15 protein-coding genes are annotated in these 17,608 nt (G+C 60.8%); 5 read left to right on the forward strand and 10 right to left on the reverse strand.

Going from position 1 to position 17,608, the window contains the following annotated elements:
• Positions 1–226 precede the first annotated feature (226 nt).
• The 4 genes from lgt (at position 227) to JOE33_RS15515 (ending at position 3,237) form a co-directional block, all read left to right on the forward strand.
• A complete protein-coding gene (gene lgt, locus JOE33_RS15500; protein ID WP_010434503.1) occupies positions 227–1,039 on the forward strand; it encodes a prolipoprotein diacylglyceryl transferase in 813 nt (270 codons plus the stop codon).
• Between the two features lie 52 nt (positions 1,040–1,091).
• The gene (locus JOE33_RS15505; protein ID WP_003405274.1) at positions 1,092–2,063 is read left to right on the forward strand and encodes a thymidylate synthase; all 972 of its coding nucleotides are present in this window, start codon (positions 1,092–1,094) and stop codon (positions 2,061–2,063) included.
• A gap of 76 nt (positions 2,064–2,139) precedes the next feature.
• Complete coding sequence (locus tag JOE33_RS15510; protein WP_010434507.1) at positions 2,140–2,337, forward strand: hypothetical protein; 198 nt, start codon at positions 2,140–2,142, stop codon at positions 2,335–2,337.
• A gap of 3 nt (positions 2,338–2,340) precedes the next feature.
• Positions 2,341–3,237, forward strand: a complete 897-nt coding sequence (locus JOE33_RS15515) for a hypothetical protein (RefSeq protein WP_032614301.1) — start codon at positions 2,341–2,343, stop codon at positions 3,235–3,237.
• 21 nt (positions 3,238–3,258) lie between these two features.
• Here the strand turns inward: JOE33_RS15515 and cadR are convergent, their stop codons facing one another.
• The gene (gene cadR / locus JOE33_RS15520; RefSeq protein WP_010434512.1) at positions 3,259–3,705 is read right to left on the reverse strand and encodes a Cd(II)/Pb(II)-responsive transcriptional regulator; all 447 of its coding nucleotides are present in this window, start codon (positions 3,703–3,705) and stop codon (positions 3,259–3,261) included.
• A gap of 86 nt (positions 3,706–3,791) precedes the next feature.
• On the opposite strand from cadR, the gene JOE33_RS15525 reads away from it, so the two are divergent.
• Positions 3,792–6,056 (forward strand): heavy metal translocating P-type ATPase, encoded by a 2,265-nt coding sequence (locus tag JOE33_RS15525; protein ID WP_122695095.1) that lies wholly within the window; start codon positions 3,792–3,794, stop codon positions 6,054–6,056.
• A 120-nt stretch (positions 6,057–6,176) separates the two neighbouring features.
• On the opposite strand, the gene hutG is transcribed toward JOE33_RS15525, so the two are convergent.
• The 9 genes from hutG to hutU form a co-directional block, all read right to left on the reverse strand.
• Positions 6,177–6,977 carry an N-formylglutamate deformylase gene (gene hutG / locus JOE33_RS15530; protein WP_122695094.1) on the reverse strand — a complete coding sequence of 267 codons (801 nt, stop codon included), beginning with the start codon at positions 6,975–6,977 and terminating at the stop codon, positions 6,177–6,179.
• An 11-nt stretch (positions 6,978–6,988) separates the two neighbouring features.
• On the reverse strand, positions 6,989–8,194 hold the full coding sequence (hutI, locus tag JOE33_RS15535; RefSeq protein WP_096125550.1) for an imidazolonepropionase: 1,206 nt from the start codon (positions 8,192–8,194) through the stop codon (positions 6,989–6,991).
• A gap of 15 nt (positions 8,195–8,209) precedes the next feature.
• Positions 8,210–9,586 carry an amino acid permease gene (locus tag JOE33_RS15540; RefSeq protein ID WP_054994409.1) on the reverse strand — a complete coding sequence of 459 codons (1,377 nt, stop codon included), beginning with the start codon at positions 9,584–9,586 and terminating at the stop codon, positions 8,210–8,212.
• A 102-nt stretch (positions 9,587–9,688) separates the two neighbouring features.
• Entirely contained in the window at positions 9,689–11,236 is a 1,548-nt protein-coding gene (hutH, locus tag JOE33_RS15545; protein ID WP_122695093.1) for a histidine ammonia-lyase, read from the reverse strand.
• A 54-nt stretch (positions 11,237–11,290) separates the two neighbouring features.
• Positions 11,291–12,832, reverse strand: a complete 1,542-nt coding sequence (gene hutH, locus JOE33_RS15550; protein ID WP_187625292.1) for a histidine ammonia-lyase — start codon at positions 12,830–12,832, stop codon at positions 11,291–11,293.
• 12 nt (positions 12,833–12,844) lie between these two features.
• Positions 12,845–13,675 (reverse strand): glycine betaine/L-proline ABC transporter ATP-binding protein, encoded by an 831-nt coding sequence (locus tag JOE33_RS15555; RefSeq protein WP_096103440.1) that lies wholly within the window; start codon positions 13,673–13,675, stop codon positions 12,845–12,847.
• Positions 13,672–14,523 carry a proline/glycine betaine ABC transporter permease gene (locus JOE33_RS15560; protein ID WP_003343849.1) on the reverse strand — a complete coding sequence of 284 codons (852 nt, stop codon included), beginning with the start codon at positions 14,521–14,523 and terminating at the stop codon, positions 13,672–13,674. Before JOE33_RS15560 ends, JOE33_RS15555 begins: the two co-directional genes overlap by 4 nt.
• 73 nt (positions 14,524–14,596) lie before the next feature.
• Entirely contained in the window at positions 14,597–15,565 is a 969-nt protein-coding gene (locus JOE33_RS15565) for an ABC transporter substrate-binding protein (protein ID WP_010435922.1), read from the reverse strand.
• Positions 15,566–15,678: 113 nt separating this feature from the next.
• Positions 15,679–17,376: a urocanate hydratase gene (gene hutU, locus JOE33_RS15570; protein WP_032614315.1), complete on the reverse strand. Its 1,698-nt coding sequence runs from the start codon at positions 17,374–17,376 to the stop codon at positions 15,679–15,681.
• Positions 17,377–17,608: the final 232 nt, after the last annotated feature.

The following is a 17,608-nucleotide window of genomic DNA, read 5'->3' on the forward strand; positions in this document are numbered from 1 at the left end:
GTTTCAAGACCGGACGCAGAGCGTCCAGAACGGCGCTACCACGCGGAGCGTGGTAGCGATAACCACGTCGCACACTCCAGACCTTACGGCTGGACACATCAGGCGCATCTTTTTTCACTTCGTTCAGGCGGCTTCCATCGGTCGCCGCTAGAGCATCCTGCCGGGCTCCGGTAACATGCGCGCCTGATTCAGTCGCTCGCAAGGGCGTTCCAATTGAGGAGTCGCAATGCTGCCTTACCCGCAGATTGACCCGGTAGCCGTCGCTATCGGCCCGCTGCAAATTCACTGGTACGGTTTGATGTACCTGGTCGGTATCGGTGGTGCCTGGCTGCTTGCGTCGCGTCGCCTGAACAAGTTCGACCCGACCTGGACCAAGGAAAAACTCTCCGACCTGATTTTCTGGCTGGCCATGGGCGTGATTGTCGGTGGGCGGCTGGGCTACGTGCTGTTCTACGATCTGTCGGCCTACATCGCCAATCCGTTGCTGATCTTCGAGGTCTGGAAGGGTGGCATGGCGTTCCACGGCGGCTTTGTCGGCGTGATGATCGCGGCCTGGTGGTTTGGCAAGCGCAACGGCAAAAGCTTCTTCCAGCTGATGGACTTCGTTGCCCCGCTGGTGCCGATCGGCCTGGGTGCCGGGCGCATCGGCAACTTCATCAATGCCGAGCTGTGGGGCAAGCCGACCGATGTGCCGTGGGCCATGGTCTTCCCGCCGTTCAGCGACCCTGCGCAACTGGCGCGCCACCCTTCGCAGCTGTATCAGTTCGCGCTGGAAGGCGTTGCGCTGTTCATCATCCTCAATCTGTACGCCCGCAAGCCGCGTCCGACCATGGCCGTTTCCGGCATGTTTGCGCTGTTCTACGGGATCTTCCGCTTTGTGGTCGAGTTCGTTCGCGTCCCTGACGCCCAGTTGGGTTATCTGGCGTGGGGCTGGGTGACCATGGGTCAGATCCTCAGCCTGCCGATGATCATCGCCGGCCTGTTCCTGATCTGGCTGGCCTACAAGCGCGACCCGTCCGCCAGTAAAGCAGCGGCTTAATACCGAAACGCCGGGTGACAGCGCCCGGCGCGTTCAACAATGCAGGTGATTTATGAAGCAATATCTGGAACTGGTCGCTCATGTGATCAAGCACGGGACCTTGCAAGCCAACCGTACCGGCGTGAACACCATCAGCTTTCCGGGTGCGATGCTGCGTTATGACTTGCAGGAAGGTTTTCCGGCTATCACTACACGGCGCATGGCCTTCAAATCGGCTATCGGCGAGATGGTCGGCTTTCTGCGTGGCGTAAACAATGCCGCCGAATTTCGCGAGCTGGGCTGCAAGGTCTGGGACCAGAACGCCAACGAAAACGCTCAGTGGCTGAACAACCCGTTCCGCAAGGGCGAGGACGACCTGGGCGAAATCTACGGCGTGCAATGGCGCAAGTGGCCTGCCTACAAGCGTATCGATGCCGGCAATGTCGCGGCCATCGAGCTGGCGCTGGGCCAGGGGTATCGTCAGATTGCCGAATCCGAAGAAGACGGCCAGTCTTTCGTAGTCCTGTACAAGGCCATCGACCAGATTCGCCAGTGCGTCGACACCATCATCAACGATCCAGGCAGCCGCCGGATCCTGTTCCACGGCTGGAACTGCGCACAGCTCGATGAAATGGCCCTGCCGCCGTGCCACCTGCTGTACCAGCTGCACCCGAACCCGCAGACCCGCGAAATCTCGCTGACGCTGTACATCCGCTCCAACGATCTGGGCCTCGGCACGCCGTTCAACCTGACCGAAGGCGCCGCGCTGCTGAGCCTGATCGGCCGCCTGACCGGCTACACGCCGCGCTGGTTCACCTACTTCATCGGCGATGCCCACGTGTACGAAAACCACCTGGACATGCTCAACGAGCAGATGACCCGAGAGCCGTACCCGATGCCGAAACTGGTGATCTCCGACCGCGTGCCGGAATTCGCCAAGACCGGTGTGTACCAGCCTGAATGGCTGGAGCTGATCGAGCCTTCGGACTTCTCACTGGAAGGCTATCAGCACCACCCGGCAATGACGGCGCCGATGGCGGTTTGAGTCCTTAAGTGAGCGAATTTAGCGCTGTGCTATAGTTTTGGCGTAAGTCCCCTGACCCTGTTCAATGGAATCGACTATGTTTTTCAATCGGATTGGACATCGTAGCGATACGAAGAAGGCTGAAGATGAAGCCTTCATGCAGGCAATCAAGAACATCGACACCCTCGTGGTGAGGGGTGGTCGCATGTCCATGGACGCCAAAGAAATCGAAGGCTTGGTTCGCTCCTCCCGCGATAAGGCTAAAAAACTGGTCACTCCGCAAGCCGAATCCTGATAAATGGCTTTTTTACTTCTGCTGCCATTACTCGTCAGTGGCTTTTTGGTGTGCCTGAAAGATCCCACCATTTACTGCAGGTTGCATCGCTATGAAGGCCAGATGCTGTACTTGCAGGTGGGGCGGTATGGTATCTACTGCTTTCTAGCGGCCATGTTTGTCACCGCAGCCCTTGCAGGTCTGTTCTCGCATGACTGGGGTGTGTTTTGCCCCAAGTGGGCCCAAACCAATGACGCGGCCTCGCCAGTCTGTTTTGCCGTGAACACCGATTTCATGGGCGCTTTAGGTCAAATGGGGCAGGATTTCGACATCTCTGGCAAAAATTTCAGTCAGGTGGGCGTGTTCCTTGCCCTTTCGGGATTACTTACATTGGCGATGCCAGGCTTGGGCGCTTTTTTTACTGTCAAGATTCTCAAGTGGCAACTGAAGGCCAGTAAAGAAGAAGAAATTGCGGCCTATCTGTTGGGCGAGTCTGTAGAGCATAGTCCTATCTGCTCGACGCTTTTCGATGCATTTGTCGACAAGGAAGAAGTGATGATCACGATGGTGGATCGAAAGGTCTACGTCGGTTACATCATGGACGTCGGAGCCCCCACCGAAGTGACGGGTGTCAATCAGGAAATTTTGCTCATCCCGACCGTCAGTGGCTATCGGGACAAGGACACCCTTAAAGTGGTCTACACGACCGATTACCCGAGTGATACACCGCTCAGGCCTATTGGTTTTCGGCAGGAAAATATCGTCTCGATCAGCATCTTCAGTGATGAGGTGCGTGAAGCATTCAAGCGCGCTGATTATGAGCGGGCGGGTGAAGAGACAGCGAAAGAGAAAGCCGCCAAAGATCAGCTAGTCAAGGCGATCACTGAGCTTGTGGCGGTGGTGCAGGCTGCGCAGCGCTGAACCGGGAATTTCAAACCCGTCTCAATGCCCATGACTCCTCCCCACATGTGAAGGCTCGCCCTCGGGCGCTGCCACAGCCCCCGTCACTTCCAGCCTTTCCAGTATCGCGCAATGTTCTGTGGTGCCATCGCTGCAGCGGCGGCGCAGGTCGAGCAGTTGTTCCTGGAGCGCCTGCAGGCTCGCGACGCGGGCATTGACGTGTTCGATGTGCTCGTCGATCAGGGCGTTGACGTTTTCGCACTGGTCCTGAGGGCTGTCGCGCAGGTTGAGCAGGTTGCGGATTTCTTCGAGGGTCATGTCCAGGCTGCGGCAATTGCGGATGAACGACAGGCGCTCCATGTGCGCCTGGGTATACAGCCGGTAATTACCGTCACTGCGCGCGGGGGCGGGCAGCAGGCCTTCGCGTTCGTAATAGCGGATGGTTTCGACCTGGGTGTCGGTCAGCTTTGCCAGTTCGCCGATTTTCATTTGGACTCATCTCGTTTGAGTGCTTGACCCTATAGTGGCTACAGGGTGTTCACTTGGCAACAAGCAGAATCCTGGAGCCACAACGAATGGGCACGACGATCAAGAATTCCCCCGCACATGACCACGATCATGACCATGACCATGATCACGGCCAGCACGCACACGAGCAAAAGCCCGTGGAGCATGCGCATTCGTGCTGCTCCAGCGATGCGCAGCCTGCTGTAGTGACCTTCAGCGAAGCGCCTGCAGCAGGTGGTCGTCTGAGCAGCTTCCGTATCGAGGCGATGGATTGCCCCACCGAGCAGACGCTGATCCAGAACAAACTGGGCAAGCTGGCCGGTGTGCAGAAGCTGGAATTCAACCTGATCAACCGCATGTTGGGCGTCTGGCACGACCTGCCGTCCACCGACCCGATTCGTGATGCTATCAGCTCGTTGGGCATGCAGGCCGAGCCGGTCGAGGAAGGTGCAGCGTCTGCCGAGCCGGCGCCGGTGGTGAAAAAACACTGGTGGCCGCTGGCATTGTCCGGCGTTGCGGCGCTGGGCGCAGAAGTGGTCCATTTTGCTTCGCTCGGTCCGACCTGGGTCGTCGCGCTGCTAGCGCTGGTGTCGATCTTCAGTTGCGGGCTGACGACTTACAAGAAGGGTTGGATTGCACTCAAGAACTTCAACCTGAACATCAATGCGCTGATGAGCATCGCGGTGACCGGCGCGATTCTGATCGGTCAGTGGCCGGAAGCGGCGATGGTGATGTTCCTGTTCACCATTGCCGAGCTGATCGAAGCCAAGTCGCTGGATCGTGCGCGTAATGCAATCAGTGGCCTGATGCAACTGACGCCTGAGCTTGCCACCGTCAAACAGGAGGATGGCAACTGGCAGGAAGTCGAAGCCAAAAACGTCGAACTGGAGGCTATCGTCAGGATCAAGCCTGGCGAGCGTGTCGGGCTTGATGGCGAGGTTGTGTCCGGTAGCTCGACAATTGATCAGGCATCGATCACCGGTGAAAGTCTGCCGGTGGAGAAGACTGTCGGCGACAAGGTTTTCGCGGGCACCATCAACCAGGCCGGTTCGCTGGAGTATCGAGTCACCGCCGCCGCGAATAACTCGACGCTGGCGCGCATCATTCATGCGGTGGAAGCGGCTCAGGGTTCGCGTGCGCCGACCCAGCGCTTTGTCGACAGCTTTTCGCGTATCTACACGCCGGTGGTGTTCGTCGTTGCGTTGGCACTGGCGTTGGTCGCGCCGCTGTTCTTCGGTGGCGAATGGTATGACTGGATCTACCGGGCGCTGGTGCTGCTGGTGGTGGCCTGCCCATGTGCGCTGGTGATTTCCACGCCGGTAACCATAGTCAGCGGTCTGGCAGCAGCGGCGCGCAAGGGGATTCTGATCAAGGGTGGCGTTTATCTGGAAATGGGTGAAAAGCTCGATTACCTGGCGCTGGATAAAACCGGCACGCTGACCCACGGCAAGCCGGTGCAGACTGATTATGTGCCTTTGAACCCTGCTGTCTTCGATAGCGCGCCGGCGATTGCCGCGAGTCTCGCCGGTCGTTCAGATCACCCGGTTTCCCAGGCGATTGCCAAGGCCGCCGATGGCAGCCTGACCCTGCATGAAGTCAGTGCGTTCGAGGCGTTGGGTGGGCGCGGAGTGAAGGGCGAGATCAACGGCCAGATGTATCACCTGGGCAACCATCGTCTGGTGGAAGAACTGGGCCTGTGTTCGCCAGAGCTGGAAGCCAGGCTCGATGCGCTGGAGATGCAGGGCAAGACCGTGGTGCTGTTGCTTGATGCGTCTGGCCCGATCGCGCTGTTTGCCGTCGCCGATACGGTGAAGGAGACCAGCCGCGAAGCCATTGCTCAGTTGCACGAGCTGGGCATCAAGACGGTCATGCTGACCGGTGATAACCCGCACACGGCCAAGGCGATTGCCGATCAGGTCGGCATCGACGAGGCGCAGGGTAATCTGCTGCCTGCCGACAAGCTCAGTGCTATCGAGGCGCTTTACAGCCGCAATCACCGGGTAGGCATGGTGGGCGACGGTATCAACGATGCCCCGGCGCTGGCCCGTGCGGAGATCGGTTTCGCGATGGCCGCTGCAGGCACCGATACTGCCATCGAGACGGCAGATGTCGCCCTGATGGACGATGATCTGCGCAAGATACCAACGTTCATTGCGCTTTCACGCCGGACCTCGGCGGTGCTGAAACAGAATATCGTGTTGGCCATCGTGACCAAGGTGCTGTTCATCGGCATCACCTTCGCAGGCCTGGCGACCATGTGGATGGCGGTGTTTGCCGACATGGGCGTGAGCTTGCTGGTGGTGTTCAACGGCTTGCGGTTGCTCAAGAAGTGATCGGTCTGGAGCTTTGAGGAGCGGACGCGGAGCGTCCGGAACGGCATTCCCACGCGGAGCGCGGGAACGATAATCGGTGTTGCTATCGGCCATCGCTCCCACGCTCTGCGTCCGACGTTGTCAGCCAAAGTGCTCCTGCCCCCAGGCGATGAAGGTTTCCAGCAGTGGCTTGAGCACGGCGCGGGTCGGTTCGGCCAGGTCCGGGCGATAGTGGAAGGGCACGAACTCATCCATATAGGTGCTTTGCGCCAGCTCCAGCTGTACGGCATGGATGTTGTTGGCGGGGTTGCCATAGTGGCGAGTGATGTGGCCGCCCTTGAAGCGCCCGTTCAATACATGGCTGTAGTCTTTCGCCGCTGCGCAGACCTGCTCCATTCGGCTGGCCAGCTCCGGGTCGCAGCTCGCGCCATTGAAGGTGCCCAGGTTGAAGTCCGGCAGACGGCCGTCGAACAGGTGCGGGATGTGGCCGCGAATCGAGTGGGCGTCGAACAGCAGTGCGTAGCCGAACTCGTCACGCATGCGCTGCAGTTCCTGCTCCAGTGTCTGGTGGTAGGGCGTCCAGATCTGCTCCAGATACCGCGCCCGCTCCTCGGCGCTGGGCGTCTGGCCGTCCTTGAACAGTGGCACGCCATCGAACAGGATCGACGGAAACAGCCCGGTGGTCGCGCCGACGTACATCGGCTTATCGTCGGAGGGTCGATTGAGGTCGATGACAAAACGCGAGTACTCGGCGGCCAGGGTGCTGGCGCCCAATTCAGCGGCGAAGTCATACAGACGCGGAATATGCCAGTCGGTGTCCGGCAGGCTCAAGGCTTCGTCCACCAGCGCGGCTTCGACCACCGGGGTCAGTTTCAGACCGGCATGCGGCATGCTGATCAGCAGCGGGATCCGGCCACGTTTGAATGTCAGAACGTTATCCACAGGGCTCTCCTTCAGATCGATGATTCGACGCCGTGGCGCACGATACGTTTGTCCAGATCGCCGCCTAGCCAGTAGGCCAGATCAGCTGGTCGTTCGATGTTCCAGGCGACGAAATCCGCGACCTTGCCGGCCTCCAGCGAGCCGTGGGTCGCGCTCATGCCCAACGCTTTGGCGGCATTGAACGTCACCCCCGCCAGTGCTTCTTCGGGCGTCATGCGAAACAGCGTGCAGGCCATATTCAGCATCAGGCGCAATGACAGGCCCGGCGAGGTGCCAGGGTTGAGGTCGGTGGAAATCGCAATCGGCACGCCGTGCTTGCGCAGCGCGTCCATCGGCGGCAATTGTGTTTCACGCAGGAAGTAAAATGCGCCCGGCAGCAGCACCGCGACGGTTCCGGCAGCCGCCATGGCGATGGCGTCGTCTTCGGTCATGAATTCCAGATGATCCGCAGACAGCGCCTTGTAGCGCGCTGCCAGGCTCGATCCGCCCAATGACGACAGCTGCTCGGCATGCAGTTTGACCGGCAATGCCAACTGCCCTGCGGTGATGAACACCTGCTCGACCTGCGCGGGCGAAAACGCCAGGTATTCACAGAAAGCATCCACCGCATCGACCAGCCCTTCGGCTGCCAGCGCCGGGAGCATGTCGTTGCAGATATGGTTGATGTAATCGTCGGCGCGATCGGTGTATTCCGGTGGCAGTGCATGGGCGGCCAGGCAGGTGGCACGCACGGTGACTGGCTGGGTGTTGCCAAGGCGACGAATCACCCGCAGGATCTTGCGCTCGTTTTCCAGGTCCAGCCCGTAGCCCGACTTCATCTCGACGGTCGTGACGCCGTCCTTGAGCAAGTGCCGCAAGCGACGCTCGGCACTGGCGTACAGCTCATCCTCACTGGCGGCGCGAGTCGCACGCACCGTGCTGGCAATACCACCGCCCGCTGCGGCGATCTCGGCGTAGCTCACACCCTGCAAACGCTGTTCGAACTCGCCGCTGCGGTTGCCGCCGAACACGGTATGGGTGTGACAGTCGATAAGGCCGGGCGTGACCCAGGCACCGTTCAGATCGATGCAGTTGTCATGTTCCGGCTCGGCCAGCTCGGCCTGAGGCCCGATCCACTCGATGAGCGCTCCGGAGGTCACGATGGCGGCATCCTCGATGATCGAGTATTTGCCGTGTGCCATGCTTGCGATGTGACAGTTTTTCCAGAGCGTTTTCATTCCAGACCTCGTTGATCAGTGAGTGTGGTTGAGCGCCTTGGGCTTGACCCACACACCGTAGGCGATGAGCAGCAGCACGATCCAGATTGCGCCGACGATCAAGGCTGCACGGTTGTCCGGGAAGTAGCCCAGCACGCCGAAGATGAACAGCATGAAGGCGATGGCGGCCGCAGGCCCGTAAGGCCAGAACGGCACGGCGAATTTCAGCTGTGCCGCTTCCTCGCGGTTCATCGAGCGGCGCATGGCGACCTGCGTCAGCAGAATCATCAGCCAGACCCACACGGTGGCGAAGGTGGCCAGCGAAGCGATCAGCAGAAACACATCCTTGGGGATCAGGTAGTTGAGCAGCACGCCGCCCAGCAGCGCGATGCCCATGACCAGCACGGTCATCCACGGCACGCCATGGCGTGACACGCGGGCAAAACTGGCGGGCGCCTGACCTTCACGGGCCAGGCCATACATCATGCGGCCTGCGCCGAAGATGTCGCTGTTGATCGCCGACACCGCCGCCGAGATCACCACGATGTTGAGGATGGTCGCCGCCGAAGCGATACCCAGGTTGTCGAAAATCTGCACGAACGGGCTGCCCTGTGTGCCGATCTGCGGCCAGGGGTAAATGCACATCAGCACAAACAGTGTCAGCACGTAGAACAGCAGAATGCGCAGCGGTACGGCATTGATCGCCTGCGGCAGGCTGCGTTGCGGGTCCTTCGCTTCGCCTGCGGTAATGCCGATGATTTCGATGCCGCCGAAGGCAAACATCACTACCGCGAACGAGGCGATCAGGCCGGTGACGCCGTTGGGCATGAAGCCGCCATGCGCCCACAGGTTGCTGATGCCGATTTCGGTGCCGCTGGTCGCGCTGCCGATACCAAAGATCATGATGCCAAAGCCTGCGACGATCATCGCCACGATGGCGCTGACCTTGAGGATCGACAGCCAGAACTCGGTTTCACCAAAGACTTTCACATTGCACAGGTTGAGCGCGCCGATCAGAAAGACGATGCCCAGCACCCAGATCCAGCGTGGCACTTCCGGAAACCAGAAGCCCATGTAGATGCCGAATGCAGTCACGTCGGCCAGGCAGACGATGATCATCTCGAACGCGTAGGTCCAGCCGAGCACGAAGCCGGCCAGCGGGCCCATGTAACGCGTGGCGTAATGGCTGAACGAACCGGACACCGGGTCGTGAACGGCCATCTCGCCAAGTGCGCGCATCACCATGTACACCGCCGCGCCGCCAATCAGGTACGCCAGCAGCACGGCGGGACCGGCCTGTTGAATCGCCGAGGCCGAGCCGTAGAACAACCCTGTGCCGATGGCAGAGCCCAGGGCCATGAAGCGGATGTGGCGGGCGGATAACCCGCGTTTCAAACCATCTTGTGACGTCATTTCAGGTCCATTTCATTACAGGTATGGCAATAGCTGCGAGAACGCCTGCATCCGGCTTCCCGCAGCAATGACCAAAGCGAGCCCTGCCAGGCTCGCGGTGCATCACAGACTGGGTAGCAGACGTGCAGGAACCAGCGGGTTCAGGCAAGTGGAGGACAACAGCTGACTGGCAGCTTCGATGTCCGGTGCAAAAAAGCGGTCCTTTTCATAGAACGGGACCTTGCTGCGCAACAGGCTGCGGGCTTGCTCCAGCTTCGGAGAGGTTTTCAGACCCCCACGCAAGTCCAGACCCTGGCAGGCAGCCAACCATTCTACGGCAAGAATCCCGCGAACGTTTTCTGCCATTTCCCATAAGCGCTTGCCGGCGGCCGGGGCCATCGACACATGGTCTTCCTGATTGGCCGACGTCGGCAGGCTGTCGACACTGTGCGGATGGGCCAATGCCTTGTTTTCACTGGCCAGTGCGGCGGCAGTCACCTGCGCGATCATGAACCCGGAATTGACGCCGCCGTTGGCCACCAGGAAGGGCGGCAACTGCGACATGTGCTTGTCCATCATCAGCGAAATGCGCCGTTCGCTGAGCGAGCCGATCTCGGCGATGGCCAGCGCGAGGTTGTCCGCTGCCATGGCGACCGGCTCGGCGTGAAAATTGCCACCGGATATGACGTCGTTCTCGGCGGCGAACACCAGCGGGTTGTCGGACACCGCGTTGGCTTCGATTTCCAGCACCTCGGCGACCTGGCGCAACTGGGTCAGGCATGCGCCCATGACCTGCGGCTGGCAGCGCAACGAGTAGGGGTCCTGAACCTTGTCGCAGTTGCGGTGCGACTCGGACACGCCGCTGCTTTCGCCCAGCAGGTCACGGTAGCAGGCTGCGGCGTCGATTTGCCCGCGCTGGCCGCGTGCAGCATGAATGCGCGCGTCGAAGGGCGAGCGCGAGCCGAGTACCGCCTCAACCGTCAGCGAGCCGCAGGTCAGGGCCGCGGCGAACAGGTCTTCGCCCTCGAACAGGCCGCGCAATGCGTACGCGGTAGACACTTGCGTGCCGTTGAGCAGTGCCAGCCCTTCCTTGGCCGCCAGGGTCAGCGGTTGCAGCCCCGCAGCCGCCAGCGCATCGACGCCGTTGAGCCATTCGCCCTTGTAGCGCGCCTTGCCTTCGCCCAGCAGCACCAGCGACATGTGCGCCAGCGGCGCCAGGTCGCCGGAAGCACCGACCGAGCCCTTGAGCGGAATATGCGGGTAGACCTCGGCGTTGATCAGCGCAATCAAGGCGTCGATGACCACTCGCCGAATGCCCGAGAAGCCACGGCTCAGACTGTTGACCTTGAGCACCATGATCAGACGCACCAGCTCATCGCTGATCGGCTGACCGACACCGGCCGCATGCGACAGCACCAGCGAACGCTGAAGGTTTTCCAAGTCTTCGCTGGCAATCCGCGTCGAAGCGAGCAGGCCGAAGCCGGTGTTGATGCCGTAGGCGGTGCGGTTCTCGGCCAGAATGCGTTCGACACAGGCGACGCTGTCGTCGATCTGGCGGTCTGCGCTGCTGTCCAGCGTCAGGCTGACCGGTTGCAGATAAATGCCGCGCAGTTGCGCCAGGGTCAGTTGGCCGGGGTTCAGGTTCAGCGTCTTGGCAGATAAGGTGGTCACGATGCTGCTACTCCTTGATGGATGTCAGCGACGGCTTGTGGCCGTGCACTGTTTTTATAAGTCTGCCGAGTTGTCACGGCAGTGCTGGAAAACCCTTTCCAGCGACGTTTCGTCTTTGATCAGGGCCGCGCTGCTGGCGATGTCCGGGGCCAGCCAGCGGTCTTCGTCATAGGCCGGAATGCGCTCACGCAGCAGTCGCCACGCGGCACCGGTGCCCACGCCAAAACCCTGTGTCTTGAGAAATTCGAATGCCTGGGCCGCAAGCAAATACTCGATGGCCAGAATCTGCGTGGTATTGCCCAGCACCTTGTGCAGCTTGAGCGCAGCGCTGGTGCCCAGGCTCAGGTGATCTTCCTGCAGACCGGAGGTCACGTAATTGTCGACCACGGCCGGTTGCGCCATCTGGCGGTTTTCCGCGCACAGCGAAGCGGCGACGTACTGGACGATCATCATTCCCGAGTTGACGCCCGGCTGGGTGACCAGAAACGCCGGCAGGCCGCTGACCATCGGGTTGATCAGGCGATCCAGGCGTCGTTCGGCAATCGAGCCCAGCTCGGCCATCGCCATGCACAGCAGGTCTGCCGCCATGGCCACCGACTGGCCGTGTGGATTGGCCTGGGACACCACTCGGAAAGCCTCGGGCGTGCCGAGCAGCAGCGGATTATCGGTGACTGAATTGAGCTCGATCTCGACCTGGCGAGTGGCGTGAGCCAGTTGGTCGCGGGTGGCGCCATGCACCTGGGGAATCGAACGAATACTCAGCGCATCCTGCGTACGAATGCCTTCGCTGCTGGCGAGCACGTCGCTGCCCGCCAACAACATGCGCAGGTTCTTGCCCACCTGCTGCATGCCCGGATGTGGCTTGAGGGCGAGAATGCTTGCGTCGAACGCGTCCAGTTGGCCGCGCAGGGCTTCGAAGCTCATCGCGCCGATCACGTCGGCCCATTGGCTCAGGCGCTCGGCATCGGCAATGGCCAGACAGCTCAGACCGGTCATGCACGGTGTACCGTTGACCAGACACAAACCGTCCTTGGCACCGAGGACTACCGGAACCAGACCTTCTTCGTTCAAGGCCTGCTCAGCCGGGACGATCTGCCCGCGATAGCTGACTTGGCCGATACCCAGCAACGCGACACCGACGTGCGCCATGTGCGTCAGGTAACCCACCGAGCCCTGCGCCGGTACTTGCGGTGTGATGCCCCGGTTGAGCAGGGCCAGCAGCGCTTCGACCACTTGCCGGTGAATGCCCGACTTGCCCTGGCTGTAGTTGAGAATCGCGGCACAGATGATTGCCCGGGTCTGCTCGTCGGCCAGTGGCGCACCGACGCCGCAGGCATGGCTGAGCAGGGTATTGCGCGACAGGCGACTGAGCTGCTCGCCTTGCAGTGACACATTGCACAGCGCGCCGAGCCCGGTGTTCACGCCATAGGCGCGCTCGCCGCTGACGACGATGCGCTGCACGATGGCTTGAGCGTTGTCGATCCGTGCCCAGGCGGCGTCCGACAGGGCCAGTTTTGCGCCATGTCGGGCCACGGCGACCACGTCCTGCCAGCCCGCAGGTGCTTCACCGATGACGATCTGTTCTGCTCGCGACATCTGCAACGGTCCTTAAAGGGTGGCTACGCGGCGCTGAACGAAACGATCCACGTAATCGTCGGCGGGCGAGTGGAGGATTTCTTTCGGCGTGCCGACCTGAATCAATCGTCCGTCCTTGAGGATCGCGATGCGATTGCCGATGCGCACGGCCTCGTCCAGATCGTGGGTAATGAACACGATGGTCTTGTGCAGGCTGGCCTGCAGCTCCAGCAACTGGTCCTGCATCTCGGCGCGGATCAGCGGGTCGAGGGCGCTGAATGCTTCGTCCATCAGAATGATGTCGGTGTCGGCCGCCAGTGCGCGGGCCAGACCTACACGCTGACGCATGCCGCCGGAAAGCTGGTGCGGGTATTTGTTTTCGTAGCCCTTGAGGCCTACGGTGGTGATCCAGTGCTGCGCGCGTTCCTGACACAGCGCCTTGCTCTCGCCACGCACGGTCAGGCCGTAGGCCACGTTGGCGAGCACGGTCTTGTGCGGCAGCAGGCCGAAACTCTGGAATACCATGCTGATCTTGTGCCGGCGGAATTGGCGCAAGGCTTCCATGTCATAACGCAGGATGTCTTCGCCATCGACCAGGATCTCGCCGCTGGTGGGGTCAATCAGCCGGTTGAAGTGACGCACCAGCGTCGATTTTCCCGAGCCGGACAGACCCATGATGACGAAGATTTCGCCGCTGCCGATCGACAGCGACAAGTCGTTGACCCCGACCACGCAGCCGGTCTGGGCCAGCACCTGATCCTTGCTCTGGTTTTGCCTGATCAGCTGCAGTGCTTCCTTCGAGCGGTTGCCGAAGATCTTGAATACGTTTTTGACGACGATTTTGTTCGGTTCCACGCTGCTCATTTGTGCGCCTCATGCCGTGGGCGGCCATAGGCCTGCGTGATACGGTCGATGACGACCGCCAGAATGACAATGGCCAGGCCCGCTTCCAGCCCGCGTCCGACGTTGAGGGTCTGAATGCCCACCAGTACGTCTTCGCCAAGCCCGCGTGCGCCGATCATCGAGGCAATCACCACCATCGACAGCGCCATCATGGTGGTCTGGTTGATCCCTGCCATGATGCTCGGCATCGCCAGCGGCAGTTGCACACCGAACAGTTGCTGCCAGCGGTTGGCGCCGAACGCGTTGATGGCTTCCATCACCTCACCATCCACCTGACGGATGCCCAGATCGGTCAGACGAATCAGGGGCGGCGCGGCGTAAATCACCGTGGCGAAGATCGCCGGAACCTTGCCCAGACCGAACAGCATCAGCACCGGGATCAGGTACACGAAGCTGGGCATGGTCTGCATGATGTCGAGCAGCGGCATCAGCACCGAGCGCAGACGATTGCTGCGTGCCGAGAGGATGCCCAGCGGAATGCCGATCAGCACCGCAATGATCGTTGCGACCAGCATCAGCGCCAGGGTCTGCATCAGCTTGTCCCACAACCCGACCGCGCCGACCAGAAACAGCAGGCCGACGATGACCAGCGTCGTGACGATCTTGCGTGTCGCGTGCCAGGCAATACCGCCGACGATCATCAGCATCAGCCACCATGGCGCCATGCGCAGCAGGCCTTCGAGATTGACGATGGCCCATAGCAGGGTGTCGGAGATGTGCCGGAACACATCGCCGTACTGCGTGACCAGTGAGTCGACGCCATCGTTGACCCAGTTGGCGATCGAGAAAGTGAAGCTTTCAGGAAACATAAGCGGCTCTCAAATGAGGTGTGTCGGGTCAACGACAGGGCTGTCGAACCGTTCAGTCCGACAGCCCGGTCGTTTACAACGAAGCGTCCACCTTCTTCGCGGCGTCTTCGCTGACCCATTTGTGCCAGACTTCGGGGTGCTCTTTCAGGAAAATCTTCGCCAGCTTCGGCGATTCGATGCGTTCCTTGGCCATGCGCCCCAGGTTCTGGTTGAGCAGGTCGATCGGCAGGTTGACCTTTTCCAGGATGGCGACCAGTTCAGGGGCCTCATCGTGGAACACTTTGGACACGCCGACCTTGATATCGATCGTCTTGTTGACCCCGGCTTTCTCCTCCAGACGCACCAGGTCTACCTGACCCATGAGCGGCGTGGGTGACCAATAGTAGGTCAGGATCGGCTCGCCACGTTTGTAGCTGGAGAGAATCGCCGCATCCAGCGCCGGGCCGGTGCCCGGGCGGAAGTTGGTGTATTTGCTTTCCAGGCCGTAGCTCTTGAGCATTTCGCTGTTTTCCAGCTCACAGGTCCAGCCGGCCGGGCAGTTGTAGAAACGGCCCTTGCCAGGCTCTTCCTGATCCTTGAACACGGCTGAATACTGGGCCAGATCGCTGATGGATTTCAGGTTGGGTGCCTTGGCTTCCAGCTTGCGTTTGGGATCGCCTTCGATCACGTAGCGGGGCACGTACCAGCCTTCCACAGCGCCGACGATCGGTGCGCCGACACCGACCACCTTGCCGGCAGCGGCCGCCTTGTTCCAGACCTCGCTGCGACCGACCCATTCTTCGGCAAAGATCTGGATATCGTTGGTGCCCAAGGCGTTTTCCATGGCGATGGAATTGCCGGGCAGGGCGTCAACGGTGCAGCCGTAACCCTTGTCCAGAACCACCTGCAGGATGTCGGTCAGCAGCATCGCGCTTTCCCAGTTAAGACCGGCGAATTTCACCGGCTTGCCTGATTCGCACCAGCCGGCAGCCTGACTTGCGCCTGCGCTGGCGAGCAGGCCAGCGGATACCAGAGTGGTCAACAGGGCCTTTTTCATATTCATTGTCGATGCTCCTAAGCCTTAGAGGGATGACGGCAGCTTCAAGTAGGCATCCGGCCCGTGGGCATGCTCATGCCCGTCCCCGACGTGTGCCGGCCTGATGGCCGACAACGTTGTTAACGCCCGATCATTGGCAGGTTCAAGCCCTGCTCTCTGGCACAGTCGATAGCGATCTCGTAACCGGCATCGGCATGACGCATCACCCCGGTGGCCGGGTCATTGTGCAGCACGCGGGCGATACGCTCGGCGGCCTCATCGGTACCGTCGCAGACGATCACCATGCCGGAATGCTGCGAGAAGCCCATGCCGACGCCGCCACCGTGGTGCAGCGAGACCCAGGTCGCACCGCTGGCGGTATTGAGCAGGGCATTGAGCAGCGGCCAGTCGGAGACGGCATCGGAGCCGTCGCGCATGGATTCGGTTTCGCGGTTGGGGCTGGCGACCGAGCCGGAGTCCAGGTGGTCGCGACCGATCACAACCGGTGCCGACAACTCGCCACTGCGGACCATTTCATTGAAGGCCAGACCCAGTTTGGCGCGTTGACCCAGCCCGACCCAGCAGATACGCGCCGGCAGGCCCTGGAAGCTGATGCGCTCGCGGGCCATGTCCAGCCAGTTGTGCAGGTGCTCGTCGTCCGGAATCAGCTCTTTGACCTTGGCGTCGGTCTTGTAGATGTCCTGCGGATCACCCGACAGCGCGGCCCAGCGGAACGGCCCGATGCCACGGCAGAACAGCGGACGGATGTAGGCGGGCACGAAACCCGGAAAATCGAAGGCATTGGTGACGCCGACTTCCTTGGCCATCTGGCGAATATTGTTACCGTAGTCGAAGGTCGGAATGCCGGCTTGCTGGAAGGCGAGCATGGCTTCGACGTGCTCGGCCATCGACTGCTTGGCCGCCTTGACCACACTGGCCGGCTCGCTCACCGAACGGGCACGGTACTCGTCCCAGGTCCAGCCTTTGGGCAGGTAGCCGTTGAGCGGATCGTGGGCGCTGGTCTGGTCGGTGACCATGTCCGGGCGCACACCGCGACGGACCATTTCCGGCAGGATTTCCGCTGCGTTGCCACACAGGGCGATGGAGATGGCTTTGCCTTCGGCCGTGTATTTGGCGATACGCGCCAGTGCGTCGTCGAGATCAGCGGCCTGTTCGTCGACGTAGCGGGTCTTGATGCGGAAATCGATGCGGCTCTGCTGGCATTCGATGTTCAGCGAGCAGGCCCCGGCCAATGTCGCAGCCAGCGGCTGTGCGCCACCCATGCCACCCAGGCCTGCGGTCAGCACCCAGCGGCCCTTGAGGTTGCCGTCATAGTGCTGGCGACCGGCTTCGACGAAGGTTTCGTAGGTGCCTTGCACAATGCCCTGGCTGCCGATGTAGATCCAGCTGCCTGCAGTCATCTGGCCATACATGGCCAGGCCCTTGGCATCCAGTTCGTTGAAGTGCTCCCAACTGGCCCAGTGCGGCACCAGGTTGGAGTTGGCGATCAGGACGCGCGGGGCATTGCTGTGGGTCTTGAACACGCCGACCGGCTTGCCGGACTGCACCAGCAGGGTTTCATCATCGTTGAGCTGAGTCAGGCTCTCGACGATCTTGTCGTAGCACTCCCAGTTGCGCGCGGCACGGCCGATGCCACCGTAAACCACCAGCTCATTGGGGTTTTCGGCGACTTCAGGGTCGAGGTTGTTCATCAACATGCGTAGCGGCGCTTCGGTCAGCCAGCTCTTGGCGGTCAATTGAGTACCGCGTGCAGCCCGAACGACACCTTCGCGATGGCGGGTCCAGTCCTGCTTCAGGTCTTGATTATTCTCGGTCACAAAAAAATCCTCGGCGATCAATTCGAACCAGCCCGGTGAAGGGCGAGCAAAGCCTGGCGAAGCAGGCCGATTCAGTTGGGTAGAAGGCAGAGTGTTCAGCCTGTATCTACTTGTACATACAAGCATATGCAATCAGAAGACCAACTTTGCGCCTTTGCTGTTTTTTGATCATCGAATTGGCCTGCAGGGCTTTATTTACGCGGCCTGACGGTTTTTATCAGCAAGCAGGCAT

Origin of the sequence: Pseudomonas sp. PvP027, from assembly GCF_017833005.1 — a bacterium.
Classification (GTDB): domain Bacteria; phylum Pseudomonadota; class Gammaproteobacteria; order Pseudomonadales; family Pseudomonadaceae; genus Aquipseudomonas; species Aquipseudomonas congelans.